The sequence below is a fragment of the Stieleria magnilauensis genome, assembly GCA_007753675.1.
GTDB lineage: Bacteria > Planctomycetota > Planctomycetia > Pirellulales > Pirellulaceae > Stieleria > Stieleria magnilauensis.
Map to the genome: position 1 here is coordinate 415730 of CP036432.1, position 25461 is coordinate 441190.

Below are 25461 nucleotides of genomic sequence, written 5' to 3' on the forward strand. Positions count from 1 at the left end.
GCAGCACGAGACGTCGTGCCATCGGCGGTGTGTAGATTCCAGCGCCCTGGGGAAGGTAAACTAGAAGTCTATCGCAGCTCAATTTTCGGGTAGTGGACGAGGCGACGAGTCCCCTGTAGCCGGGTAGTGGACGAGGCGACGAGTCCCCTGTAGCCGGGTAGTGGACGAGGCGACGAGTCCTCTGTGTCAGCATGTGGACGAGGCGACGAGTCCCCTGTAGCCGGGTAGTGGACGAGGCGACGAGTCCTCTGTAGCCGGCATGTGGACGAGGCGACGAGTCCTCTGTAGCCGGGTAGTGGACGAGGCGACGAGTCCTCTGTAGCCGGGTAGTGGACGAGGCGACGAGTCCTCTGTAGCCGGCATGTGGCAAGGACTCGTCGCCTCGTCCACGACCGCCTCCCCGAAAACCAAGGTGCGGCGGAATACGAGGTGCGAATCGAGATTCGGACTCTGATTCGCCTCGCTGTCTCCCAGTCCAACGCTCCAGTCCAACGCCCCAGTCCCACACCGACCGAGATCTATCGCTATGTTGTTAAAACTTCGAAACCGGACAACGGCAGTCTTGTTGGCTGCGCTCGCGCTGCCCGCCCTCGGCGTTCTCGCTGACGGGGCCTCCGCCCAGCAAACTCGCCCCAACGTCGTGATCGTGATCACGGACGATCAAGGTTATGGCGATCTGTCGTGCCATGGGAACCCGGTCCTCCAAACGCCCAACCTGGATCAACTGCATCGCGATTCCGTGCGGCTGACCGACTATCACGTCGCACCGACTTGTTCGCCGACACGCTGCGCGTTTCTGACCGGTCACTGGACCAATCGCACCGGCGTCTGGCACACGATCATGGGCCGCTCGATGTTGCGCGAAAACGAAGTCACCATGGGAGACGTTTTTTCTGCGGCTGGTTACGAGACCGGGATGTTCGGTAAGTGGCACTTGGGTGACAACTATCCCTACCGCCCGGAAGACCGCGGCTTTAGCGAAGTGATGCGGCACGGCGGCGGCGGTGTCGGCCAGACTCCCGATCATTGGGACAACGCCTACTTCGACGGATCCTACTGGCACAACAGCAAGGTGACTCCGGTCCAAGGCTTTTGCACCGATGTCTTCTTTGATTATGCCGAACAGTTCATTCGTGATTCGCATTCGGCCGACAAACCCTTTTTGGCCTACATCGCCACCAACGCGCCGCACGGCCCGATGCACTCCCCCGAAAAGTACAGCGAGCCGTATGCCAACCTGGGCACGGGGCTGGCAAACTTCTACGGCATGATCGCCAACATCGACGAGAACGTGGGACAGCTGCTCGGGCTCTTGGAAGATCTGAAGATTGCCGACAACACGATCTTCATTTACACCACCGACAACGGCACTTCCTCGGGCGCCAAGGTGTTCAACGCCGGGATGCGTGGCAAGAAAGGCAGCCATTATGACGGCGGGCACCGCGTGCCGCTGTTCATTCGCTGGCCCGACGCCAATCTGGTCGGCGGACGCGACGTCGACACGCTGACCGGCTATGTCGATGTTCTGCCGACGCTGATTTCGATGTGCCGTGTCGCTCCGCCCCAAGGCGTTCGGTTCGACGGCGTCGATATCTCTCCGCTGATCTTTGATCGAGCGACCGATTGGCCCGATCGGATTCTGGTCACCGATTCCCAACGCGTCAAAGATCCGATCAAGTGGAAAAGCTCGGCCGTGATGACCGACCGCTGGCGATTGTGCAACGGAAAGGAACTGTTCGACATCGACGCCGACCCCGGGCAAGAAAACGACGTGGCGTCGGAGCACCCAGATGTCGTCGAGCGATTGCGAAATTTTTATGAAAACTGGTGGGCGGAACTGGAGCCGACGTTCGACCAATCCACGGCGATCTACCTGGGCCACCCCGCCGACAATCCGGCCCGGTTGACCAGCCACGATTGGATCACCACGCGGATGACACCCTGGAATCAAAGCCAGGTGCGGGCGGCGATGAACGGCCCGGCCAACACCGGGTTCTGGAACGTCAAGATCACCGAGGGCGGCAAGTACGTGGTTCGGTTGCGTCGTTGGCCCGAGGAGGTCGATCGGCCGATCGCCAGCCCGCTGCCACCGGGACCGCCGGTGCCTGGGCAAAAAGCATTTCGGGAAACGCCCGGCAAGCCCGTCGCGGCAGCCAAAGCCACACTAAAAATCGGTGGCGTCGAAAAGTCCGCGGCGGTGCCTGAAGGTGCAAAAGAAGTCGTGTTCGAGATGGACCTGGAACCCGAGACGACGACGATGACCGCAACCTTTGAAACCGATTCCGGAGAAGTCTTCGGCGCCTATTTCGCCTACGTCGAAAAAATCTAGGGGCCTAAGCGGTTGATGAATGAGTGAGCCGTGACGCGTAAGCGGCCGGGCCTTGGGCGCAACGCCCGGGGCCTTACGGCCGGCGGCTCACTAACCGTGTCGATTTTCTAAATAAGATCGACAAACCATGGCGACTTCCAACTGCTCGTCGCGGACATTGCCGGCTGCGCGCACGAAAAAATCGGCAGCCGCTGGGCTGCCGATTCGTGGGACTCGCGTCCGAGTGGGATTAGGCGTCCGATTCGTCGAGGTTGCCGCAAGATAGGCTGGATGCCTATTCCGAGAGCAAACCCTAACGACGAGTCTTTTTGACTTTCGCGCCGCCCTGACGGACTTTGAATTTCGGATTGCTCTTGCAAATCACGTAGACCCGACCACGACGTTTGACGACTTGGCAATCGGGGTGGCGATACTTCAGTGCGCCAATGCTGCTGACAACTTTCATCGGAATCTCTCACCGGGTGGCGCTCGAAGTCGAACGCTGGTAATCTGTGTCTATGCCCCGGAGCCTCTCCCCGGGTTCTCGCGATCAATGGTCGCTTTGAGGGTCGCGGAGTATAACGACACGAGATCACGGTGTACAGCGACCTTCGGACAGCGACCTTCATGCACTCTCCCGATGGAATATTCATCCCTTCTGGTGAGGGGTGGTTTTCCCGATTGGGAAGGCCAATCGGCCAGGGAGGGGCTAGCGAGGCGAGCAGAGGGGCGATGGGCTGTCAGCTGTGTCTTTCGGAATCGATTTCTCCGTCCCACCCTCTTTGATTGACCACTCATGACACGATTTGCTTACTTTGATTGCTTTAGCGGGATCAGCGGCGACATGACGCTGGGGGCGCTGATCGATTTGGGGGCCGATGCTGCGGCGATCGAGGCGGCGATTCGATCGATGGGGTTGCCGGATCTGTCGATCACGACCAGCGACGTCAAAAAGTGCGGGTTCCGTGCCGTCTCGGTTCAAATCAACCATCCGCCCGAGCACGCCCACCGGCATTTGCACCACATCACGGACATGATCGATTCGGCCGGCGAAATCGACCAGGCGGCCAAATCGTTGGCCAAGCGAATCTTCGGCCACGTCGCGGTTGCGGAAGCCAAGGTGCACGGGACGACGCTGGAAAAAGTCCACTTCCACGAGGTCGGGGCCATCGATTCGATCGCCGACATCGTCGGGGCTGCCGTGGGGATCACAAGTTTGGGCATCACCTCGGCAATGGCATCGCCGGTTCCGACGGGAACCGGATCGATCAAAATCGATCATGGGCTGGTGGCGGTCCCGGCACCGGCGACGGCGGAAATCCTGGCTGGAATCCCGATCGCGTCTTGCTCGATCGCCAAAGAGTTGACCACGCCGACCGGCGCCGCGATCCTCAAAGAGTTGTGCACCGAATTTGGGCCGATTCCTTCCATGATCGTCGACTCGATCGGTTACGGCGCCGGCACCATGGATCTGCCCGACCAAGCCAATATGCTCCGCGTCCTGCTCGGTCGGCGTCAAGCCAATGAAGCGTCCAGCGGGCACGCCCACACCCATCACGATCAGGTGGTGGTGCTGGAGACGAATCTGGATGACGCGACCGGCGAGCAGATCGCTGATTGTGCCAACCGGTTGATGGACGCCGGGGCGCTCGATGTCACCCAAACGCCCTGCACAATGAAAAAAGGCCGAAGCGGCGTGATTCTGTCGGTGATGACACGCCCGGACAACCTCGCGAAACTGGAAGAGTTGATCTTTCAGCACACCCCCTCGATCGGCATTCGACGCTACGTCGCCGACCGCGACACGTTGCCGCGGCAGTCGATCACGATCGACACCTCGTTGGGACCGATTCAGGCAAAATCAGTCACGCTGCCGAGCGGAAAAAAACGCGTCAAAGTCGAAGACGACGATGCACGGCGTTTGGCCGATGAGCATTCATTATCGACGATGGAGGTCCGTCAACTCGCCGAAGCTGCTTTGCCGGGGGGCTGAAATTGGCCTTCAAGCTATACTTCTGCAAAACGACTTTTCTTGTCTTCCTGAATTCAACGGATGGGCCATCTGCCGATGCCACTGACGACAGATTCTGAATACGCCGATGACACAGGGGTGTCCGCCCGAAAGGGGGGCGAGGAACGGGGGCCTCACGCGGCCGCCCGGGTCGGCGATCAAAGTGGCTACGATGTGATCAACTCCGCCGCTTCACCGCATGAATTTTCCAGACCCAAACGCTGGGATCTGTTCCTGCTGTACAACGTCGCGATCCCCATCCTGTTGATACTCGCCGGTGTCCTGATCGTTCGCACGTTGGGCGTTGCCGAAGCGAAACCTGTCCCTCCACCGGACACGTCGCCGACCGCCGTGCTTCGATCGTTGCCGGCCACCCGCGTCGAACGTGTCCGCTCGCTCGCCGAAACCGGTCAACAACTCGAACTGGTGATCGATGGGACCGTCGTGCCCTTTCGCGAGGCGCGTGTGGCATCGGAAGTCGCCGGAACGGTGATCGAAAAATCTGCCAACTGCGAAGCCGGTTCGATCGTCACGCTAGGTGAAAACCTGATGCGAATCGATCCGCAGGACTACGAGCTGGAAGTCGAACAGTTGAAGAATCAACGGGATCGCGAATACCGAGCGATCAGCGAAAACGATCAAGAAATCGCCAACACGCAGCGCTCGATCGAAATCGCTCGCCAAGACGTCAAATTGCAACAGAAAGAAGTCGATCGTCAAACCGCCCTGAAAACATTCGCCAGCCCGGCGGAGGTCGACAAAGCCAAAAGCGCGTTGCTGCAAGCCAGTCAACAACTCGTCACTCTGGAAAACCAACTCGACCTGCTGCGTTCGCGGCGTCTGCGATTGGAGGCCGCCGAACAACTCGCTGCGACACAACTGCGTGCGGCCGAGATCAATTTGAAACGCTGCACCATCGTTGCCCCGATCAGCGGCGTGATCGTCAGTGAGCAAGCCGACGTCAATTCCTTTGTCAATCGCGGCACCACGCTGGTGACGATCGAGGACACGGAAAAAGTGGAAGTCGCCGCCAGCATGCGAATGGATCAACTGCACTGGGTGCTGGACCAGAAACGGGGACTGGATCAGAAACAAACCAGCCAGACGGCCGGATACGATTTGCCGGCGACCGAAGCGATCATCGAATACGAAGTCGCGGGACGGCAAGGAACCGTGCATCGCTGGAACGGCACCCTGGTCTCCTACGACGGGATCGGCATCGATCCCAACACCCGCACCGTGCCGGTTCGTTTGCTGGTCGATGACCCGACGCACTACATCGATGAGAAGGGTCGGGAACAAGTGGCCGATCGCACCAATGCGTTGTTGCGTGGCATGTTCGTCCGAGTCCGCTTGCAACTGCGTCCCCAATCCGAACTGGTCGTGATTCCCGCCAAAGCCCTTCGCCCCGGCAACCGCGTCTGGAAATTTAAGGCAGACGAGTCGGTGCTGACCGCGCAGATCGCTGCAGCGAAGAAAGCGGCCCAATCGGTTCCGCCGACCGTGGCTGCCAAGTCAACGACTGACGTGGACGCTCCGGCATCCGACGAAGCATCAGATGATCCACAGGAGCAGCCGTTCGACCCCGCCGCCTGGAAAGCGGGATTGGTCCAATACTCGCAAACCGTCTATCCGGTCGACTCCCTGCGGCTACGAGACGCCCGGGTGCTCGACCCGAACTTGGCGCCGTCGCTGCAATCGCCCGATCGTGTTTGGGTCTGCGAAGCGGATTCGTCGGACTTGGCCGTCGGTGACTATGTGGTCGTTTCGCCGCTCGATTCGATTCCGCCAGAAGGGCTGCCTGCGCGAGCCGAGATTCAAGAATGAAGCGACTGATCACGTGGGCCATCACCAACGCGCCCGGTATGAATGTCTTGATGATGGCGCTGATGATCATCGGGGCGCTCTCGTTGGTTCAAATGCGCCGAGAGGTGTTTCCGGAATTTGAACTCGAGGTCGTCATGGTGACGGTGCCTTATCCGGGAGCGACTCCGAAGGATAGCGAAGAAGCGATCTGCCAAAAGGTGGAAGAGGCGATTCGCTCGATCAACGGGATCAAGAAAGTCACCTCGATCGCCAGAGAAGGCGGTGCGTACGTGCTCGCCGAACTGCGATCGGACGTGAAGAATGTCCAAAAGGTGATGTCGGAAATCGATCGTGAAGTCGATCGCATTCCCAGCTTTCCGGAGTTGGCCGAAGATCCGCAAATCCAGCAGATCACGTTCCGCGACGCCGCCATCCGCATCGGGATCATCGGCCCCCAAGACCGTTCGCAGGAAGCGGAACTGAAGCTGCGGGAAATCGCCGAAGGCATCCGAGACGACGTGTTGATGCTGCCGACCGTCTCGTCCTCGTCCATCATGGGCACGCGGCCATACCAGATCGATGTGGAAATCCCCGAGTCGACGCTCCGCAGCCATGACCTCACGTTGACCCAGGTCGCCGACATTCTACGCGCCCACAACGTGGAACTTCCCGGCGGACAATTGAAAACCGAAGGCCAGGAGATCTTGCTGCGGGCGAAAAACAAAGGCCGCGTCGGCGAGGAGATCAAACGCTTGCCGATCGTCACCCGTGCCGACGGGGTCGTGTTGACTGTCGACGACCTGGGCAACGTGAAAGATGAATTCGAAGATTCCACGATGGTCGGTGAAATCAACGGCGAACCGGCGATGGTGGTCAACGTCGAACGATCCAAAAGCGAAGACTTGTTGGCGATGGTCAACGATGTCCGTGCTTACGTGGCCGACAAGACGTTGCCGGCGGGGTACCGCTTTGAGATTTGGAGTGACACCAGCACGGAGGTCCGCGGGCGATTGGACCTATTGCGACGCAACGGCTTGCAAGGGTTGCTGCTCGTGTTTCTGGTGCTGACGTTGTTCCTGGAGATGCGATTGGCGTTTTGGGTCGCGCTCGGGATTCCCGTTTCCATCTTGGGCGCCGGAGCGGCGCTGGCCCTGGGCGACCAGACCCTGAACATGTTGTCGCTGTTCAGCTTTCTTGTCGCGCTGGGGATTGTGGTGGACGATGCGATCGTGATCGGCGAGAACATTTACGCGCACCGCCAGATGGGCAAGTCGCGCAAACAGGCTGCGATCGACGGCACCATGGAAGTGTTCCCCTCCGTCACCGCATCGGTCATGACCACGGTCATCGCCTTCGCACCAATGTTTTTCGTGTCGGGGGTGATGGGGAAATTCATGGCCGTGATCCCCTTTGCCGTGATCGCGATGCTGGTGATTTCATTGTGGGAAAGCATTTTCGTGCTGCCGAGTCACCTCGCGCATTCGCACACCGGATTTTTTCGCGTGCTGGAAATTGTCACCTACCCGCTGCGACCGCTGGGATTGCTCTTGGCGTGGCTGGGCGAACGCTTCGCCGCCGGATTGAATTTTGTCTGCAATCGCCTCTACGTGCCCGCACTCCGGTTCAGCTTGCATTATCCGATGATCCCGATCGCCGTCTCGATCATGATGGCGTTGGGAACGTGGGGGATGATTCGCGGCGGAATCGTCCCCTCGATCTTGTTTCCCAAATCGGACAACAACTTCTTACAGGCCATCATCGTGTTTCCCGACGGAACCCCCGCGATCGAAACCGATCGGGCGACGCGGGAGATGGAACGTGCCCTGCGCCGAGTCAGCCAACGCGTCGCCGAGGCACGTGCGGCGGAAGAAGGCATCGACATCAAAACCCTTTATCCGGGCAGCAACGACGTGATCGCCGGTCCCGTCCGGCTGACGTATCGCGAAGTCGGAAATACGACCAACACGCAAAACCCTGCCGGCGGCGGCGGTTCGGGAAGCAGCGTCGGGCAGATCTTTGCGGAACTGCACGACACCAACATCCGAAACATCCACAGCAAGGATCTACTCGCGATGTGGCGGGCCGAGGCCGGTGAGTTTGCCGGGGTGGAAAGCGTGACGTACGGCAGCGTCGGCGTCGGTCCGGGCGGCAAAGCGATCGAGTTCAAACTGCTGGCCGACAGCGACGATGAAGATCAATTGCTTGAGGCCACCGACGCGGTCAAAGCCCGCTTGGCCACCTATGACGGGGTGTTCGACATCGCCGATGACAACACGCCGGGGAAATGGGAGTTCCAATTTCGCGTCAAAGATACCGCGCTGGCGACGGGAATCACGCCGACCGATTTGGGCAACACGGTTCGCAACACGTATTTCGGCGCCGAAGCGATGCGTTTACAACGCGGGCGGCACGAAGTCAAGTTGATGGTCCGCTATCCGCAAGAAGAACGTCGCTCGCTGGTGAACTTTCGCGAGATTCGTGTCCGCGACCCCGCCGGAAACGAGCACCCGATCGAAGAACTTGCCGAAGTCACGCTCAAACGAGGCTTTTCGGAGATCAATCGAGTCGACCAGCAGCGTTCGGTCACCGTCAGTGCGGACTTGGATTGGAAAACCGCCAACTCCTCATTGATCATCGCGGACTTGCAGGCGAACTACTTGCCCGAGATGGCGAAGCAGTTTCCGGGGGTTCAAGTGCGTTGGGAAGGCCAAGCGGAACAGAGTCGCGAGTCGGTCGGCAGTCTGATGGTGGGTTTTGGAATCGCCATCATCGCGATGTACGTGTTGCTCGTGTTGCAATTCCGCTCGTACGTCCAGCCAATCTTGATCCTGATGATCGTGCCCTTTGGGATGATCGGAGCGGTCTGGGGACACGCGATCCTGGGGCTTCCGCTGACGCTGTTCAGTATGTTCGGGTTGGTTGCGTTGTCGGGAGTCGTCATCAATGACTCGATCGTGCTGATCGATTTCATCAACGTACGGGTCCGCGAAGGCCATCCGCCGATGGAAGCGCTCGCCGATGCTGGCCAACGTCGCTTCCGGCCGATCTTGCTGACCAGTCTGACGACGATCGCGGGGTTGATCCCCTTGATGCTCGAACGTTCGTTCCAGGCCCAATTGTTGATCCCGATGGCCGCCTCGTTGGCGTTCGGGCTGAGTCTGGCGACCTTCTTGGTGCTGTTCCTCGTTCCGGTGTTCTACGCGCTCTATTTGCGAGCCTACAACGCGGCAGCGGCGCTGTTGCATCACCTGCACATCACCCGAGAAAAGAACCCCGACCCGCTCGATTTCCCCACCGAATCCAGTCCCACCGTGGGGTAAGCATCCTGCTTGCCAAACCAACGTGGGGCATGCATCGGGCTTGCCTTTGCCCGGTTCCACCTCCACCGGCGGAGTGTCCTTCGCCGCCTTTTCTGGGGGCCTGGGGCAAACGGGCGGTGTTTTGGGAGTCCATTTCGGGAGGGGCGGCCAATCCAATTTCCCTTGCCGGGTAACATTTCATGCCATTTATCGCCCCGGCGCGGAAACTGCGACAAATTTTCCACCGCGAACCTGCCAAAGTCTGGCCGACTCCTATTCAGCAGATGGAAATCAGTTGCTAAACTTCCGCTCAGACGCAAGTCACTACCCCGTGGTGTAATTGGCAACACTACTGATTTTGGTTCAGTCATTCAAGGTTCAAGTCCTTGCGGGGTAGCTATCGAACAACGCCAGCAGCGTTTTTCCGAAGATTCCGCCGTACCCTTCACCGTGCGGCAATGGCTGACAAGCCTTGGCAGGCGTGGTCTGCCGTATCTCTTGCCGTACTTTTTTGGCAACCGGCAAATTTGTGGTCCGCTCGACCTTTGCCCGCTCGAATGACTCCTGCATCGCCATCGCGTAGTGCCGGTTTGCGACATCAGGCGAATTTCCGAGCCAGCTAGTCACGTCCTTCGCTGGATATTTGGCCAGTAGTTCCGTTTCGCGGGTCGCGCGGAGGTTCTGCATCAGCTTCGGCCAGACTTCCAGGCCGGATTTCGCCACAATTTTTGCGAACGTGGTGAGAATATTCGCTTCATGGTCATATCGGGTCTGCACGAACTCCGCGTCAGGATCGGCGTGCTGGCGAGCGCGGAGCAAGTGAGGCATCAGTTCTGGGAAAATCGGACAGGACCTCATAGGGGGAGTCTTGTTGCTCCTGATCGTCATCCGCTCGTTCTCGATGTCGATGTCCGCCCATCGCTGGATTCTCGCTTCATGGCTTCGCAGGCCACCGTATCGAGCTAGGGCAAGAATGATGCGCCAATCCTCGCAGGGGGCGTTCTGTATGCATTTCTCAATCCATTTAGCGGGGACCATGAAAAGCCGTTCGTCGTTTCCGCCGACAGCCGATGCTTCTCCCTCGAACGGATTGCGTGAGATAAGTTCGTGCTTGACTGCCGCGCCGAAGAATTGCTTGGTTCGACCAATGCGCCGTCGAACGGTATTTTTGGCAAGCCCGACCTTGTACTTCTTTCGCTCGTTCCCCTTCGTTTCTAACCACTTGCGGAAGTCTTCTGCATCGCCAGCGGTGAACGTGTCGATTCGCTTGTCATCACCGAACCGTCGGCAAATACTCCGCGCGGTGATTTCCAGTTGTTCGATCGTGCCATCTTTGGCGGAGTGATTCTTGACGTAGTTGTCTGTCCAGTCTTTTATCGTCGGGGCGCTCGTCGCGTGTGCATCGTCGTCTGCCGGTTCGGCGGGTGTCCTTGGGGCCGTCAAGCCGTGCTTGACCAACTTGGAGTGGAACGTATCAGGAAGGCTTGCCACCCACTCCGCAACGTCCCTGTCCGGTTCCGCACCCAAGACGATGCGGCTTGCAAGATGGTCGACCTTTGCCGCGATGCCTTCCGCGACCCGTTTATTTTTTTCGCTGCGAGGGAGGTAGATGCTTCGGCGTTTGCCGTTGGCGTCCTGATACTGGATCTCGAACGTGCCGCTCTTTCGTTTGTAAACTGTCGCCACGGTAGTGTCCTTCGAAGTGGTTGTGATGTCCGCCATCGTGACGAATAAGGAGGCAACGCTTTGCGTGCATCGCCTTTAGGTGGATCAACTGGGGCACTTGGATCAGCTGCTAGCGGTCCTCGCTAGACTCCTGTTCTTCTCGCTTCGGTTGTCTTTGTCCATGCATATTGGGTCCGCGACGAGTACTTTTCACGCCCTCTGGAATAATGAATGAGGGCCTTCCCCGTCGCTCCCCCCATCCGCCAACATCTGACAGAAAGTAAGTTGCTTTGTGGCCATTCTCAACTAGCCACTGGGCAAACTGCTTTCCTCTTTCGGTTAGCGAAACTTGGTCCCTGAGGTCGATTCCAAGTAATCCGGCGTCTGGCAGTTTTTCGCATAATTCTCCAATTGAGAAACCGCCCTGGCCTCCTGATTCGTCGCGGTTGAAGTACTCGTACTTTATGCCCTTGTCCAAATATCGATGGCCCCGAACCATTTTGGCATCGTTCTCAAGCATCCAGATTAGAAACTGCTCGGCAGCGTTATCGAGCAAATCGTGAATGATTTGGAACTGTGTCTCATCGTCAATACTAGCGACGATTTTCGGCGTGCGTTTGCCAAGTCGTTGGACCGCCTCTTTGAGAAGGGTCGAGGCTGCACCAAGCGATGATTGCACATTGCCATTGTTATGCATTTGATAAGTAGCCGGTGTGACCCCAGCCAAGTCAGTCGGCAACTTCGGGGCGTTCTCCCTGTCATACACCATGAATGTTCGATCTCGCCCTAGTGCGCCAATACACAGGCCTAGCTCAAGCAGTACGTTGTCGCGCGGAGATTCAGTGGTTTCTCCCCTCACTGTGATGACGTCATCCGGTCGGATGACTAGCGCCGCAAAGTCAAAATCATCCAACCTCTCAACGAGCGATTCGAGAGTGCCTCTACTAAGTCCAAAAACGCCTTGCGACCAGATTGTGACCTCGCAATGGTAGTCCAAGTTTTGCTGTATCGCTTCCGCGACTTCCAGTCCTTCCGATGAGGAACCGATAAACATTGACGGTCGGGGCTTTGACATTATTACTCCATGTTTTGCTTTCGATTTTGGCCTCGGGATTTTCAGTTGTATCGAGCCAGCATCGGAGAAGCAACAACCGGACAACCGCCACCGTGCTCGATCTCTCTTGCCTGCACGGCTGCCTCTTTCTGCGTGAAGTGACCGACGAAGCAACAGACGCCACCCTCTGCCGTCCAAACGGACCAACGCCGATTGCTTAGCTTGTCGGCATCGATCGCGACAGACGACGCGCCAGGGCCGACGATTGCCAAGACAGCCTCATTGTCGAAGTCGTCGAAGGCCAGTTGCCGAAGCGCCGTATTAAGATCCCGGTGAAGCTCGGGATACGGACTGTGCTTGTCAGGCTCGGAAGTGACATCGACCAAACGATAGCTTGCGGCGTCTCTCTCGATCGTGATAGTCGAGTCTCTTGTTTCTGTAATCATGCTTTGGGCTTCTTCGATTCGGTGTTGAGAAAGAACGACAAGCAAAACATTGAAGCGAACCGAGCGAGGCGACGCATCCCTGCGCGGCGTCTCTCCCTGTTTTTTGCCGATCTTTTCCCATGTATTTCGCGTTTTAGCCATCGCCAGTCCGACGCAGAAATTAGCAGTCAGAAACAAGACTGGTCGGGGCTGATTCGTCGACCACCAAGCTATCTCCCTCGGGTCGCGTTTGCCACTGCCTGTGCGGCTGACGGATCATTGCGACGGTTTGCCGGATCGGTGTTGCCTGCGGTGTCCTCAGCCGCGCCAGCGGTGCGGCTCGATAGGTCGATCAATTGTTCCAGTAGCGCGTTAGTACGTTCCAACCCTTCGATGCCAGAAACAAGCTTCAGCAATTCCTGAGGCTTCGCCGTAGCCTTGGACGACAAGGAAGCCTCCGCGCTGTCGCGTCTCTGATCGTCGCCACCGTTCCGGCGCGATAGCTCAAGCTCGAGCGCCGCAACCGTCCGTGCCGTTTGGCCAAGCGTCGACCGCTCTTGACTCGTCACGCTGCCGTCGCTGCGGAAGCTTCGAAACTGCGTTGCAAACGTCTTGTTGAGTCCCTGCGTCGCTTGCTCGATCTCCCCTGCCGGAAATTGGCTTAGATCGCCGAAAAGTTTCTGATTGGCTTCGATTGCTTTTTGGAACGTCGATGCCTCTTGCTGATCCTTGGCGGTTACTTCGGACTGCATCTTGTCGACCATACGAAACGCGGGGATGCCCATTGCAGGGGCAGGGCCTGCCGCCTCTCGCTTCTTGAAGTATTTGAGGCGTTGGCCTTGCAAGAACTCTTGCGCGCCGATGATCTGTTGCAAGTCGCCTCCCTCGAATCCGTCACGCTCAATCGAGCCATCGAATCCGAAAAATGACGTTATCGGATTCGGTCGGTAGCCATTAGCAAGCAACCGCCCCGATTCGCCGTGCGTGTCCTCGGTCGCCTTGATTGCCTGGTTGACGATGTCGAGCGATGCTTGCGCCGTCGCCTTGCTTGTCAATTCGAGCGTAGCAAGCTCCCCCGCTGATTCGCCCGATGCGCTTGCTCTGGCAATGTTCATCGGTGTCGTCGGCTGTACCGATGCCTGTTGCGCGATCAGGTTTGCGGCATAGCTTCCCGCTGCCTTTCCCTTCATTTGTCCCGTGATGTCTTGCCGGGTTCGCATCACGTCTTGGAATACGCTGCCCCCGCGAAGTAGGTCATCGATGACGCCCTTGAACGTGGCGTCACCAAAAGCCCCCGCCGACTCCTTGAACTGATCCTGTAGTTTCAGTCGGTGGATAGTCTGCAATCGCGACAGCGGCGTCCCTGGGGCCTTCGTGAAGTCCGCTCCGCTCTTGGCTTGAAGTGATGCGATTTCCGCCGACAGCTTGCCGACGGTTTCGCTGTCGCCGCTGTCCTTCGCGGCTTTCAGTTCCGACCGCTTCTTTTCGATGATCGCGGGACGCGCTGCCTGCTCTGCGATCTTGCCGTCGAAAAACTCGTCAAGCTTGCCGACCATTTGTGCGGCAAACGTGCTCGACCGATCGCCCTTGTCGTCGCCGGTCTTTTGCGATGCTGCGCCCGCGATAGCCATAGCATCGAATGCGCCCACGGCTTCGGCAATCTTCCCGCCATCCGAAGCCAGCGCGCCAGCGGCAAGCGCTCTCGGCGCTGTCGCGGCGAACTGTCCCAAGTCTGTAACGCCGCTCCCCTTCATGCCCGCGATGACGCCCGACGCGACATTGCGAACGGCGTTTGCATCGTCTTGCTGCCCCGATGCCTTGAGCGCACCCGCAACCGCTTTCGCAAACTCGCTGATCGATTCCGGCGATAGCTGATTAAGCTCCGCCGATGTCCGCATCACTTCACGGATCACGTCGGGACTGCTGACGCCAGACGAGACGACGACGCCCGCCGCTTCGACCAATTCCTTGACGCCCGCAAGGCCCGTTCCCGTGTCGCTTGCGATCGTGCGCGGTGCTGCGTCGATCAAGTCTTTCTGAATGCTGGGAGACATCCCGGTGAGGTTCTGAAGCGCTCCGGCTTGGATGGTCGCAAGGTCGCGGTTAGCGCTCTTGGCATCGGCCCGCAATTGGGCCTGTCGTTCAAGTGACTTGTTGAACTCATCGACCGCGACCCGCGCAGCCTGCGATAGCACCATCGTTCCGCCGAGTGCTGCGGTTACTTTCGTCGCGAAGGTGCCCCAAGATTTCGTCGACTGCTTAGCGGCTGCCGTCAGGCTGTTTTGGATCTTCGCGGCTTCTGCGCCGACCCTTCCGCCGATGCCGTTAAGCGGCGTCATGATTCGCTTCATGGCTGCTTCGCTTACCTTGCCCGCGATCGCCATTTCTCGTTTGATGTCGTCGGCTGCTTTCTCCCCTTCGTCGCCAAGCCTGCGGAGACTCGTCAGAGGTCCCTTGAACTCCGCTTCGACCTTGTCGAGCGATTCCTTGAAGCTTCGCTCGATCGCGTCGGCCTGCCGCTCTCCCTCGGGGCCAAGCTTCCGAAGCTTGGCAATCATGACGTCCATTGACTTCGCGCCTTCGGTGCCAAGGCTTGCAAGCTCTCGACCGGCTTCGTCGACTGCCTGTTGCGCTGCCGGTCCAAGGTTGCTAATGTTTCGTACGATTGAATCGACGTTGCGACGGTTAGACTTCGCGGCTGCTGTCATCGCGGCTGCGTCGGCTGTTTTCTTTAGCTTCTGTCGCATGCGCTCAAGCTGTGCTTCAGTCATGTTCGACGTTTTGGCTAGCGCGTCAATCGTGTCGTCGATCCGTTCGAACTCCGACCGCGCAAGGCCCGCGTCCTTGGTCATACTTTTGAACTCATCGCGGACAGCCTTCGGCATGCCCGCAAGGTTGCGTCCTGCCTTCGCGACGGTGTTGTTTAGTTCGGCAACGGTTTTGCCGATGTCGCCGACTGCGGTCGATGCCATCTCTGAAGATCGGCGTGCGTGTTCGCCGAATGCGCCGATAGACTTAGTCAGCTTGTCTTGAGACTCTTGCGACTTGCGAAACGAATCGACAAGGTCTTTTTCGTCGCCGGTCAATTTCACTACTACGTTGTCTGCCACTGGGGATTCCTGATTTGACGGAGAGGGGAGAGAGTGTGCGTTGCGTTATCGTCGAATGTGCTTTTTGATCGACGCCGCGAAAACGCCGCCGAGTTCTTTGTGTTCGTGCGGCGTCACGCGGCTGAATTCACTCCGCATATCGATCTGGGTATATGCGGATCGACGGCGAAAGCCTTTAGCCTGGGGATACGTGACTTTCACCTCACCGATGCCATCGCCATCGGTCAGGATGCTTGAGATAACATCCGTCTTGACGGTCTCGGTCGACCGCTTGGTTTTGCCCGTGTAGACGAGGGGGTCCGTGTGGCCAAACATCCGAAGCTTTCGAGCGGTGTACGACTTCTTGAAGACGTCGGACGTTCGAGATTCCAGTTCCCCGGCACGCGGCAAGAATCCTGCCAGTCGGGCGTGCTCTTGGGTGAAGCGACGGTCCTTCATTTTTTCGTGGAAGTGATCGCCGGTTTCCCGGTAGGATGCCGTCACGGCAAGCCCTACTCTCTCTCTCATTTGCTGGACGGGGTCGCCGCTGAGGGTTGCTTTCGGTCGCGTCATAATGTCTGCCTGCTTGGGGATTAAGTGGCGTGAAGTGGTCGGGACAGGGTCGATTCTGGACCCCTCCCTTATGGGTGGGGAGTATTGGTGGTGGTGAGGGTGTCGCAAAATGAGACGGCAGCGAGTCCGCCGCGATGACTTGCCCCGCGCGCTAGGCCACCCCCCTCAGGAGGACCCGTCGACTTACTGAGAGAATGTGCATCGCATCAATGCAATGCATGTGTTTTGTTCATGCCTCTTTTTTCACTACTTCACTGCCTCTTTGCCTGACGAGCATCAACAACAACACACCCCCGTATAAATACGGGGGTGGTGTCATTGATGCTCAGTCAGAGGCTAGCTGGTTGCTGTTATTGCCGCCGATCCCGTTTGTGGTCCAGAGTTGCAGGGGATCGATGCCGCTTGGTCATGGTCAGCATTTAAGAGGTAGGCGTCGCGTTCCCTACCCGCTCTGATCGTACTTGTCTCGCGGGCCTTCCCGTCGTCAATAAGGGATTGCAATGCTCTTGCTTGACACTCAGACCGAACCCCGATCTCGTTCTTGGTTTTGGGTTCGGTTGCTGACAGCTTCCCGAGAAGCTTCTGACACGCTCTGTCAGTCACTTCGATCTTTCGGCCTGCCTTCTTCTCCGCCGATAGTTCGCGGTCGGCACGCTTGACCTCGGACGGATTAGAAACGTTTGTTTGCCAGTGTCGACCCTCTGACAGAAGCCCTTCGGAAATATCAACACCATGAAGGCCGGACTGCCCGGCACTGCCACCGATTGTCAGCCAAAAATGATGCTCGCCCGAAAGGTCGTACGGACGTCTGCGATTGACCAAGAACCATTGCCTTGCAAATTCCTTGTGCCCTGCCCATGCGAGGTCTGACAACATCGCGGGGCGATGCATGCCGCCGCCCTTCGGATCGATCGATTTTGTGTGATGAACCAAGAGCATCGTCGCGCCGTGGGACCGACAGACGCTGTTTAGATTCCCAAGCCGCTCGCCCTGGGTCATCATATTTTCAGCGCCGTCTCCCGACAGCGACAGGTAGACAGGATCGATGAACAGGACATCGGTATCAAACTCGTCAAGCTGGTTGCCAAGCCATTCAAGATTGGAAGCATTGCTGAACCGCACTGTCTCGCTAATGACTCGAAGCGAACCCGGCTGAGGCTTGACGTCCCGCGCTTCGAATATCCTGCGGAACAGATCGTCAAGCGTATGGCCTCCCGACTCGCCCGAAAGGAACAGGACGTTCGACCGAGTCGTAACATCGAATGTCCCAAGAAAGCGACTACCGGTTGAGAGACTTGCTGCCAAGTCGGCCGCGATTGATGTCTTGAGACACTTCTCGGGTCCTGCAATGTATCCTGGTTGCCCTCTCGCGAGGATTCCGGTAATCAGCCAGTCGATCGGCTCGGGCTCGCGCGAGAGACGCTCTGCAACGCAGACGGCAGCCGGAAGCGATCTCGGGACTGGAAGCCTCCCGGTAGCCCGCTCTAGAAGGCGTGAGAACTGACGCTCGTTGCTGTAGTCGTATTGTTCCAGCACAGCCGGGATTCCGATGCGCTCAAGTTCACTGCAAACGGATTGCCATGCCTCCATCTGTTTCTCGCTCAAATACTCCGGCATCAGAACACATCCCGCGTCTACAAGGATCGCGGCAAGACTGCTTGCTGTATCCCTGCTGTACCCTCGGAGATGCGAATGGCTGAAGCTCTTAAGATTGTCGCTGTAGACCGCGACGCGATGCCCTTGTTCATGTATCCTGGCACCCTTAGCCAAGTCGGTTGTTACGATCCACGCCTCGCCCGCACTGGGAACGATTGGCTGCTCGCCATCATAGGGAAGCGCGGTAAGGCAGCCTCTCTCGCCAGGCTTTGGCCAGTCGTACTTTTCCATTGACGAGGAAAACCCCTGGGTCGTTCCGTTCGCCTCACTACCGGGTCTGAATATCTGGGTTCCGTCACATGCGTCGCCCATCGTTTCTCGCGCAATTGTTGCGTCCATTGTTTCTGCTTTCCTCGTGCTTGCCTGGATTTGTAGGAATGTTGCACGCAAGCCCTGTTTCGTACGAATCAGAGCCCGCGCGCGACTTCGAAACTGAGGCAGTCTCGAAGCCTGCTGTCGGTTCATTCCGCGTCTGAGGCTGCTGTCGTCTTGGGACTCAGGGGCGATCGTCTGTTGCCAAGCGATATGTCATGCAATTGTGCGTCGACGTACGCTCGCAAGCTGGGCCAGTTTGCCTCGATTAACAGTTCCTTTTGTCGCAGGCCCTCAAATAGCAGCGCGGTTTCCAGGCCACCCGAAAAGTCTGAGACAGATCCTGCCCATTCGCGTACGTCCTTGGCATCAAGTAGTGCGGTTCGCGTGCTGGTTCGATTCATGGTCGTTTTCATTCGGTTCTAAAGATTCGTGAAGTAAGTCCCGCCGCCCACATTGACGGCAGGACAAAAAGGAGAAGTCGCGGCATCAGGCGACGACGTGTGTCGGGATACTTTTCTTGACAGGGCGTGCAGGGACCGGGAGCGAATCGATCGCCGCTCTCGCCTGACCGGCTTTCCCAGTCAGCGCCCGATCCTCTTGCTCAAGCAAAAGAATTTTGTCCTGCGCGTCCTCGACTGCCCGCTGAGACACCCGGTATTCGGCAAGCAGTTTGGCTGTTACCTGGTTCATGGACTTCGCTTGGTCGAGGGCTGGTTTCGTACGATACACTTTCGCGGCTAGCTCCCCTGCGCCATCGTGCGTCCCGCGATCATCGCGAGTAAGCTTCCGAAGGTCGCGAAGCCGCTCCCTTACCCCGTCCTGCTTGGCGTTCAGTTCGCTGATCTGGTTTTCCAGTTCCTCGCGACGGATCGATGTTGCGTAGTCTTTGAGGGATTCGTCAAGTCGCTCTTCACGGCTCTTGCGGTTGTCTGGGTACGCTTCGAAGTGGGAAGTGATCGCGGCCAGATCGGCTTTCCTTCCGTGGTGAAGGTCGGCAATCGCTTTGTCCTTGCGACGTTCGCTTTCCTCCTTCTCGGACTGGGCTGTCGCTTTAGCCTCACGGTCAAGCTGATCGTCTGACTTGAGCATGTTCTTGAGGTCTTGGGTAATCGACATAAGGTTCCTGCGTTGGGGTTGTGCAGCGATGGCTGCGGTGAAGTGATGCCCTGCCAGAAAGGCCAAGGCGATAGAGTGAAGACCGCATCCCTGCGGAGGAAGATTCCAGTGCCCTTGCAGCGTGCAGAGGGGACGTTGCCGACATTACCGTCGGCGTGATTCAAACGGGACCGGCGCGACGCGCATCATGGCGTCAGCTTTCCAGTCCCGCCGTTGTGAGTCCCCTTGCCGGTTGGTCGCTTTGGGGTGTGGACGTCCCGTGCGACGACAGACCGGCAAGAGGTGACGTTATGCAGTCGTTGGTGTGGGGCACCCTGCCTGGACCCACTCGTCTAAATTCTCGCTGTCCCATCGGGTGAGGACGCCCAACTTGACCGGGCGCGGCATTTTCCCGTCGCCAGCAAGCCGGTAGACAGTGCGCTCGGAGCACCCTAGCCGCTCTGCGACTTTAGTGACCGAAAGAAGTTTTGACGTGGGGCCTGACTTGCTCATTGCGGGCGTCTCCTTTTTTGCAGGTAAAGAGCGATTGATGTCTCACAACCCCACCATCCCATATGCAGTGATGGATTCAATGCAGAAAAAAACTGCGTTCGCTGCTATGCCGTGCGTTCCTGTCTTACGTAGCCAGACACTGGCATTACTTGACTGCCAGAGTCCGACGTTCCCACTGACCTCAGGGTATCGAGCCCTAAGACAATCAGGTGCCCGTCAGATTTTCGACAATGTCGCGAAGCTCCCCCGGCGTCAAACGTGAGGCGATCTGTCCAGTGATGACCGCCAAGTCTTGTGTCGATTGTGCCGTACATTCTTCGCTCGCGCCGGATAGCCCCGCGTTTACCGCACTCGGGTCTGTCCTAGCGGGGTAGCTCAAAAGGCCCTCTGCACTCAGCAGGGGGCCTTTTTCGTTGGGCAGAGTTGATGGATGTCCGGGGCGACCGAAGCTGGACCAAGTTGGAGCCTGGGACGATGGCGGGAAAGTCAGATTCCAGCCTGCCATCATTCTGCCCCGTATCATTCTGCCTTCTCTCTTTCAGCGGCGTCCGGTCGGAGGCTGGAGGTAGGAAGATTTTGGAGGTCGGAAGATTTTGTTTCTCCCCGTCAGTGCCCTTGAGTGCAGACGTCTTGGTGTGCCGAGTCCTGTTCCGCGTCGGAGATTGGTCAAAACATTGGGTGGTCAAAAATGATGGGGACCTGGGAGTTGTTGCTGCGAGCTGGCCCATCTTCAGTCAACGTACCTGTTTACGCCAATTTTCGAGCAGTTCTCGGTCTTTGCCGAGCGTTTGCTCGTTGGCGCCAACCGAGTCGAATTCCGCCTGGATTTCCAACGCCCGCGTCATGGCGGCGATTGCGTCCGCCCAACGTGCGTCACGTGCGAGTGCAAGCGACTTGTTGCGGTAGAGCCAAAACCATTGGCCTGCATACGCTTGGCGGGAAAGTGCTGGATCGGCTGCTGATTCCGCATCTTCGAGCAGTTCGGCTTCTTCGCGGTAAGCGTCGACAGCACCCTGATTCTCTTGAAATTGAAAGTTCAGCAAATCACCCAACAAATGGTGAATGTGGCTTCCTTGCACGATCGCTGCGGTCGAACGTGGCGGCTGATGCTGAAGGCTATTGGACAGCGCGGCCAAGAGCAGCCGTTGCGCCTCGACATCTTTGACACGGCTCAATTCCTGATTGAGCTGCAACGCATCTTCAAGAAGGTGTTCAACGGCGTCTTCGGTGGAGTCGAAGAATGGACGTCCGCCGATGCGGTCAAGTTGCTCGGTCAGGTCGCGAACGCGGCGATGCACCCGATCACGATCGATCGAGTCACTTTCAATCCATTGAATCAACTGGTTGCACTTGTAACGCCACTGACGGGGGTGGACGCGATCTCGTCTCTGTCGACCGACACGAAGCATCGCGCTGACCGCATCGATCGGACGGACTGATGCGATTGGACTGGCAGGCTTGGGCGTGATCTCGTCGCTGGGAAACCCGCTTTCGACCAGTTTTTCTCGGACCGCAACCAAATCCCAAACCCCGATGTCGCCGCCGTCCAATCCATAGGCGACTTGGCGACCATCGCGGCTCCAGGTCGCCGACGTGATCGCGTTGTTCCAGTCGGGCAGCTGAACAACGGGTTGGAAATCCGCAGTCCGAATCAGCTGTCGAGCACAAAAGATCTGCCGTCTATCCGGTGAAAGCAAGACTGGCGGCTGCAAGTGACGGCCTTGCGTGCGGACCACTTCGTTCGTGTTCAGATTCCAAAGGTGCGCGTCATCGGCAACGAAAAGCAAGCGAGTCTCATCAAGAAATACAAGCGAGTCGGGACCGATCCGGCGTTCCGTCTTCAGGACGCGGGGGGCGCCGGGCCGTCCGACAGCGTCGACCACGATAGCGTCATTCGAAGCGAAGGCGATTCGACGCCCCGAAGGACTGAGCGTCGCAGGTTTGCGAGCGTCCGGATGGATCTGCAACGGTTCCAATTCCCAACGCATCTGTTTCGGAGGAGATGTGGATTCGGCCGCTGCTCCGGCGGCGGCTTTCGAGTGGACGTGCCAGGCGTGAGACTGGCCGGCGAAGTTGCCGACTGCCAACAACGTCTCGCCCGAATCGGAGAAGAGGATTCGCGAGGGAGTTGCATCACAATCACCCTCGGCAACCAGCACTCCGGTCCCAACATCCCACAGTTGCAATCGACCATTCCAGGCGGCCAGCAGTGCTCCGTCGGGGCTGAAGGTGGATGCCGAGCCGACGAACTCAAACGCGAGTTCGCCGGTTTCCACATTCCAGACCTTGGTTTCGTTCCCGCCGTAGTAGCGTCCCGTCGAAAGTAAGAGTTGTCCATCGGGACTCAGGCAAACCGTCTCGACAATCCGGTCGTGAGCGCTGATACGCGTTCTTTGGTCACCCTGCAACGCTGCGACGCGAGGTCGGCGATCACCGATCCAAACGGCGTTTCGTCCGTCGGAAGAAAGACCCACTGATGAACGATCGTTGTCGGCAGCGAACGAGACAATCGGCTGACCGTAGCGGGCTGAAAGCCAAACCGTTTCGGTGGGGGTGCGAACGAGGACGTCGCCATCGCTGCCGACGAAAGAAACGACGGTGCATCTGCCCAATTCGTCGTGTTTTGCGATCCGCTCGCCGCTACCGACCGCAAACACTTCGACACCGAAATAGCCGCCGCACGCGACAAATCTGCCGCTGGGACTGATCCTCACATTCTGCAGGGCACCGACACTTGCGTTGATCGATTGGACAAGTCGATCGGTGTGCAGGTCATAGACCTGAAGGTCGTCGTCGATCGATTTCTCATCAAGCCACGAACGCCCCAAGGCCAGGAAGTCGTTGTTCAGGTCGAATCGCGGCGACACAGGAATGGCGGTTTGCCGAACGGAAAATCCACGCGACGGATCGAATGATGCAATCGAAAAATGGATCTCAGCAAGCCCATCGAGTCGACGCTGCGGATCTGAGATCGCTGCGCCGGACCCTCGCGTGTGCCAGACATTCGGATCAAGAAAATGTGATGATTCCGATTCGAGCCCAACGATGTGTCGAGCATCCGGCGACACATCGATACCGAAAAAGCTCTCCGGTCGATTCGGCGGATTCAATGGCTCGGCCGGCGAGTACGATCGTCCATCCCAGACCCAATGGCTGATTTCGGATCCTCCTTGGCCGATCGCCCGCACGTACCGTGTCGCCCCATCGCCGAACGGGAGATCGACATCAATTCTGGTGATGGGAATCGACATCACTTGAGCTTCGAAAACTTTCGTTTCGCTTTCCAAATCAAACGCGACCAGCACCCCGTTCTCCGATCCGACGATCAAATGATTGCGCTGGCGGCAAACATTGGCGGTTGTGATTTCCGCGTCTACTTCCTCTAGGACGACGGGCTCTCGTGCGCCGACGTGCCCGAGGCTATTGACCAGCAGTTGTCGCAACTGTCGAAGATCTTTCGCATCGGTGTCGAGTGACTTCGCCTCGGCAACCAACTGTTCGATCCGCTGCCCATAGCCGACGGGCCGCACCTGACTGAGGTATTCAGCTTCATTGGCAAGCGCACGATACAGCGATCGAACGGTTTGTCCACGCGAACGCTTGAGATCGATCAGGGAGCGATTGAGCTGGCTTTGGTACCAGACGCTTCCGGCAACCAGCGTGAATGCGGCGAGCAAACAACAGCAGGTGAGGGCAGCTACAGTGGGATGGCGTCGCGACCACTTCCAAACGGTTTCGACGATGCCAACAGGTCTCGCCCGGATCGGATTTCCGTCGATAAATCGTTGCAAGTCGGATTCAAGCGATGCGGCGTCGCGATAGCGGCGATCCGGATCCTTCTGCAGGCACTTGATACAAATCGTATTCAAATCGATCGGGATGGCGGGATTGAGTTGCCGCGGCGCGACCGGATCGCGATCCACGACCAGACGCACTGTTTCGGCAGCATTGTGTCCTTGAAAGGGCGGGCGTGCAGTCAACATGCAATAGAGCGTCGCCCCGATCGAATAGACATCGGCCCTCTCATCGGCACCACTTGCCCCGCCGGAGGCCTGTTCAGGCGCCATGTAACTGGGCGTGCCGAGCACCTGCTCCGTCGCGGTCAAATCACTTGCGCTGTCCCGTCGGCGTGCCAACCCGAAATCTGTAATCCGCGGCCGTTGGTTCTGATCGAGCAAGATATTGGCCGGCTTGATGTCTCGATGAACGACGCCCCGCTGGTGCGCGTAGGCGACTGCGGCAGCCACTTGCCGAGCGATCGCAGCGGCGGTCTGAGGTTTTAGCGGTTCCTTGGAAATGCGTTGGGCCAAACTTTCGCCCTCAATCAGTCCCATCGTAAAGAACGGTTGCCCAACGTGCTCGCCGACTTCGTAAACGGGGACGATGCCCGGGTGATCCAGCGCGGCCGCCGCTTCGGCCTCGATGCGAAACCGACTCCGCTCTTCGGCGTAGGCAAACGGCCCTGCCAGCATCATCTTGAGCGCCACGACTCGATTGAGTGATCGATCGCGGGCGCGGAAGACGACGCCCATGCCTCCGCGCCCAACTTGACCGAGGATTTCGTAGGAACCGATCTGATCGGGGACGCTGGTTGTGACGTCACCATGCGGTTGGGACGGGGGATTCGATTGCGCTGCGTCCCCGTCCGAGTGGTCCTGTGGCTGGGCCGATCGGACTCGGTTGATCAGTCCCAGGACCCGCTTTGCCGCGTCGAAGTCAGCCGAACCCATGGCGGCTTGGGTGTCATCATCGCCGTTGGGAGTTTCGCCGGCGAGTTGCTGATCCACGCGTTCCAAATGCAACGCGAATTGATCGTCGATGTCTCGTCGTTCGCGTTCAATCATCTTGTCGATCCATCTCCTTCTGCAACCGAACGATCGCCCGCGACCAAAGTTTTCTTGCCGCGTCGGCAGACCGCTGGGTGCGTTGGCCGATTTCGACGAAAGACAATCGTTGCCAGTTTCGCAGCTTGATGACTTCGCGTTCGACTTCACTGAGTGTTTCGATTGCCCGATGCAGTTGCTTCTCCTGTTCTTTCAACGCGGCCGCTGTGGAGGGCGAATCACCGAGGTCGACGAACTTGCTTGCTTGGTTGCCGACACTTTCGTCTGGCATGGGGAGCTCCAGGTTGACGTTCCGTTTCGCCGCTCGATAGTGTCGATTGGTTTGCTTCAAATCCTTGAGTAGGATCCCGCGCAACCAGGCCAAAAGTTCTTCTCTGGATTCCCCGTTGAAATCGGCGATACAGCGCTGCGCCGAAAGCATCGAATTCTGGACGACGTCTGAGGCGCCAACCTTTGCCGCAATGTCCGAATTCATCTCTGCATTGGCGATTGCCATCAGATAGGGTTGCGAAAGTCGGATCAATTGACTCATCGCCTGCTGGGAGCCCGACTTTGCGGCTCGCAGCAGCAGGATGAACTCTTCACCGGCATCGGGGGATTGCGAGTTTGCAGGGTCGAGATCGCTCTGTTCGGGATCATCCATCGAGCACGGTGTACTGGGTTAGAGCGCAGTTGTCACGTCGGTCACGTCCTATTCTGCACATCGTCGAGAAAAAAATCAAAATTCTCTGTCCGTTTCTTGCTTCGCCTGCACATCGCGTCTTGGGGAACCCCCGACAAAGCGAACGCCTTTGGCGTCTATGACCGT

The 25461-nt window shown here is 58.1% G+C and carries 15 protein-coding genes and 1 tRNA gene; 5 read left to right on the forward strand and 11 right to left on the reverse strand.

Going from position 1 to position 25461, the window contains the following annotated elements; all coding sequences use genetic code 11:
- Positions 1-526 precede the first annotated feature (526 nt).
- On the forward strand, positions 527-2329 hold the full coding sequence (locus TBK1r_RS01615) for an arylsulfatase (protein WP_145207222.1): 1803 nt from the start codon (positions 527-529) through the stop codon (positions 2327-2329).
- A 292-nt stretch (positions 2330-2621) separates the two neighbouring features.
- Here TBK1r_RS01615 and ykgO read toward each other — a convergent pair whose 3' ends face one another.
- Positions 2622-2774 (reverse strand): type B 50S ribosomal protein L36, encoded by a 153-nt coding sequence (gene ykgO / locus TBK1r_RS01620; RefSeq protein ID WP_094417406.1) that lies wholly within the window; start codon positions 2772-2774, stop codon positions 2622-2624.
- Positions 2775-3104: 330 nt separating this feature from the next.
- Here ykgO and larC point away from each other — a divergent pair, with 330 nt between their 5' ends.
- The 4 genes from larC to TBK1r_RS01640 all read left to right on the forward strand — a co-directional run bounded on the left by larC (position 3105) and on the right by TBK1r_RS01640 (position 9821).
- Complete coding sequence (gene larC, locus TBK1r_RS01625; RefSeq protein ID WP_145207223.1) at positions 3105-4301, forward strand: nickel pincer cofactor biosynthesis protein LarC; 1197 nt, start codon at positions 3105-3107, stop codon at positions 4299-4301.
- Positions 4302-4376: 75 nt separating this feature from the next.
- A complete protein-coding gene (locus TBK1r_RS01630) occupies positions 4377-6146 on the forward strand; it encodes an efflux RND transporter periplasmic adaptor subunit (RefSeq protein ID WP_419580859.1) in 1770 nt (589 codons plus the stop codon).
- Positions 6143-9445, forward strand: coding sequence for an efflux RND transporter permease subunit (locus TBK1r_RS01635; protein ID WP_145207225.1), 3303 nt, complete (start codon positions 6143-6145; stop codon positions 9443-9445). Before TBK1r_RS01630 ends, TBK1r_RS01635 begins: the two co-directional genes overlap by 4 nt.
- 304 nt (positions 9446-9749) lie before the next feature.
- Positions 9750-9821: transfer RNA gene (locus tag TBK1r_RS01640), tRNA-Gln, on the forward strand.
- On the opposite strand, the gene TBK1r_RS01645 is transcribed toward TBK1r_RS01640, so the two are convergent.
- From TBK1r_RS01645 to TBK1r_RS01690, 10 genes are all read right to left on the reverse strand, one after another.
- Entirely contained in the window at positions 9803-11110 is a 1308-nt protein-coding gene (locus TBK1r_RS01645; protein WP_145207226.1) for a tyrosine-type recombinase/integrase, read from the reverse strand. The genes TBK1r_RS01640 and TBK1r_RS01645 overlap by 19 nt on opposite strands.
- Before the next feature lie 109 nt (positions 11111-11219).
- Positions 11220-12143: a TIR domain-containing protein gene (locus TBK1r_RS01650; RefSeq protein WP_419580860.1), complete on the reverse strand. Its 924-nt coding sequence runs from the start codon at positions 12141-12143 to the stop codon at positions 11220-11222.
- Positions 12144-12205: 62 nt separating this feature from the next.
- The gene (locus TBK1r_RS01655; protein WP_145207228.1) at positions 12206-12589 is read right to left on the reverse strand and encodes a hypothetical protein; all 384 of its coding nucleotides are present in this window, start codon (positions 12587-12589) and stop codon (positions 12206-12208) included.
- Positions 12590-12798: 209 nt separating this feature from the next.
- A complete protein-coding gene (locus tag TBK1r_RS01660) occupies positions 12799-15678 on the reverse strand; it encodes a hypothetical protein (protein ID WP_145207229.1) in 2880 nt (959 codons plus the stop codon).
- Positions 15679-15723: 45 nt separating this feature from the next.
- On the reverse strand, positions 15724-16230 hold the full coding sequence (locus tag TBK1r_RS01665; protein WP_145207230.1) for a hypothetical protein: 507 nt from the start codon (positions 16228-16230) through the stop codon (positions 15724-15726).
- A gap of 336 nt (positions 16231-16566) precedes the next feature.
- Positions 16567-18225, reverse strand: a complete 1659-nt coding sequence (locus TBK1r_RS01670; RefSeq protein WP_419580861.1) for an AAA family ATPase — start codon at positions 18223-18225, stop codon at positions 16567-16569.
- A gap of 462 nt (positions 18226-18687) precedes the next feature.
- Positions 18688-19317 carry a hypothetical protein gene (locus TBK1r_RS01675; RefSeq protein ID WP_145207232.1) on the reverse strand — a complete coding sequence of 210 codons (630 nt, stop codon included), beginning with the start codon at positions 19315-19317 and terminating at the stop codon, positions 18688-18690.
- 288 nt (positions 19318-19605) lie between these two features.
- Positions 19606-19809 (reverse strand): helix-turn-helix transcriptional regulator, encoded by a 204-nt coding sequence (locus TBK1r_RS01680; RefSeq protein WP_145207233.1) that lies wholly within the window; start codon positions 19807-19809, stop codon positions 19606-19608.
- A gap of 734 nt (positions 19810-20543) precedes the next feature.
- Entirely contained in the window at positions 20544-24653 is a 4110-nt protein-coding gene (locus TBK1r_RS01685; RefSeq protein ID WP_145207234.1) for a WD40 repeat domain-containing serine/threonine protein kinase, read from the reverse strand.
- The gene (locus TBK1r_RS01690; protein WP_145207235.1) at positions 24646-25296 is read right to left on the reverse strand and encodes a sigma-70 family RNA polymerase sigma factor; all 651 of its coding nucleotides are present in this window, start codon (positions 25294-25296) and stop codon (positions 24646-24648) included. The genes TBK1r_RS01685 and TBK1r_RS01690 overlap by 8 nt, the downstream gene beginning before the upstream one ends.
- Between the last annotated feature and the right edge of the window lie 165 nt (positions 25297-25461).

What these genes read in the sequence shown, in the direction of transcription:
- TBK1r_RS01615 (WP_145207222.1), top strand. Translation starts at nt 527, where the DNA reads ATGTTGTTAAAACTTCGAAACCGGACAACGGCAGTCTTGTTGGCTGCG.
- ykgO (WP_094417406.1), bottom strand. Translation starts at nt 2,774, where the DNA reads ATGAAAGTTGTCAGCAGCATTGGCGCACTGAAGTATCGCCACCCCGAT.
- larC (WP_145207223.1), top strand. Translation starts at nt 3,105, where the DNA reads ATGACACGATTTGCTTACTTTGATTGCTTTAGCGGGATCAGCGGCGAC.
- TBK1r_RS01630 (WP_419580859.1), top strand. Translation starts at nt 4,377, where the DNA reads ATGCCACTGACGACAGATTCTGAATACGCCGATGACACAGGGGTGTCC.
- TBK1r_RS01635 (WP_145207225.1), top strand. Translation starts at nt 6,143, where the DNA reads ATGAAGCGACTGATCACGTGGGCCATCACCAACGCGCCCGGTATGAAT.
- TBK1r_RS01650 (WP_419580860.1), bottom strand. Translation starts at nt 12,143, where the DNA reads ATGTTTATCGGTTCCTCATCGGAAGGACTGGAAGTCGCGGAAGCGATA.
- TBK1r_RS01655 (WP_145207228.1), bottom strand. Translation starts at nt 12,589, where the DNA reads ATGATTACAGAAACAAGAGACTCGACTATCACGATCGAGAGAGACGCC.
- TBK1r_RS01665 (WP_145207230.1), bottom strand. Translation starts at nt 16,230, where the DNA reads ATGACGCGACCGAAAGCAACCCTCAGCGGCGACCCCGTCCAGCAAATG.
- TBK1r_RS01670 (WP_419580861.1), bottom strand. Translation starts at nt 18,225, where the DNA reads ATGGACGCAACAATTGCGCGAGAAACGATGGGCGACGCATGTGACGGA.
- TBK1r_RS01675 (WP_145207232.1), bottom strand. Translation starts at nt 19,317, where the DNA reads ATGTCGATTACCCAAGACCTCAAGAACATGCTCAAGTCAGACGATCAG.
- TBK1r_RS01680 (WP_145207233.1), bottom strand. Translation starts at nt 19,809, where the DNA reads ATGAGCAAGTCAGGCCCCACGTCAAAACTTCTTTCGGTCACTAAAGTC.
- TBK1r_RS01685 (WP_145207234.1), bottom strand. Translation starts at nt 24,653, where the DNA reads ATGATTGAACGCGAACGACGAGACATCGACGATCAATTCGCGTTGCAT.
- TBK1r_RS01690 (WP_145207235.1), bottom strand. Translation starts at nt 25,296, where the DNA reads ATGGATGATCCCGAACAGAGCGATCTCGACCCTGCAAACTCGCAATCC.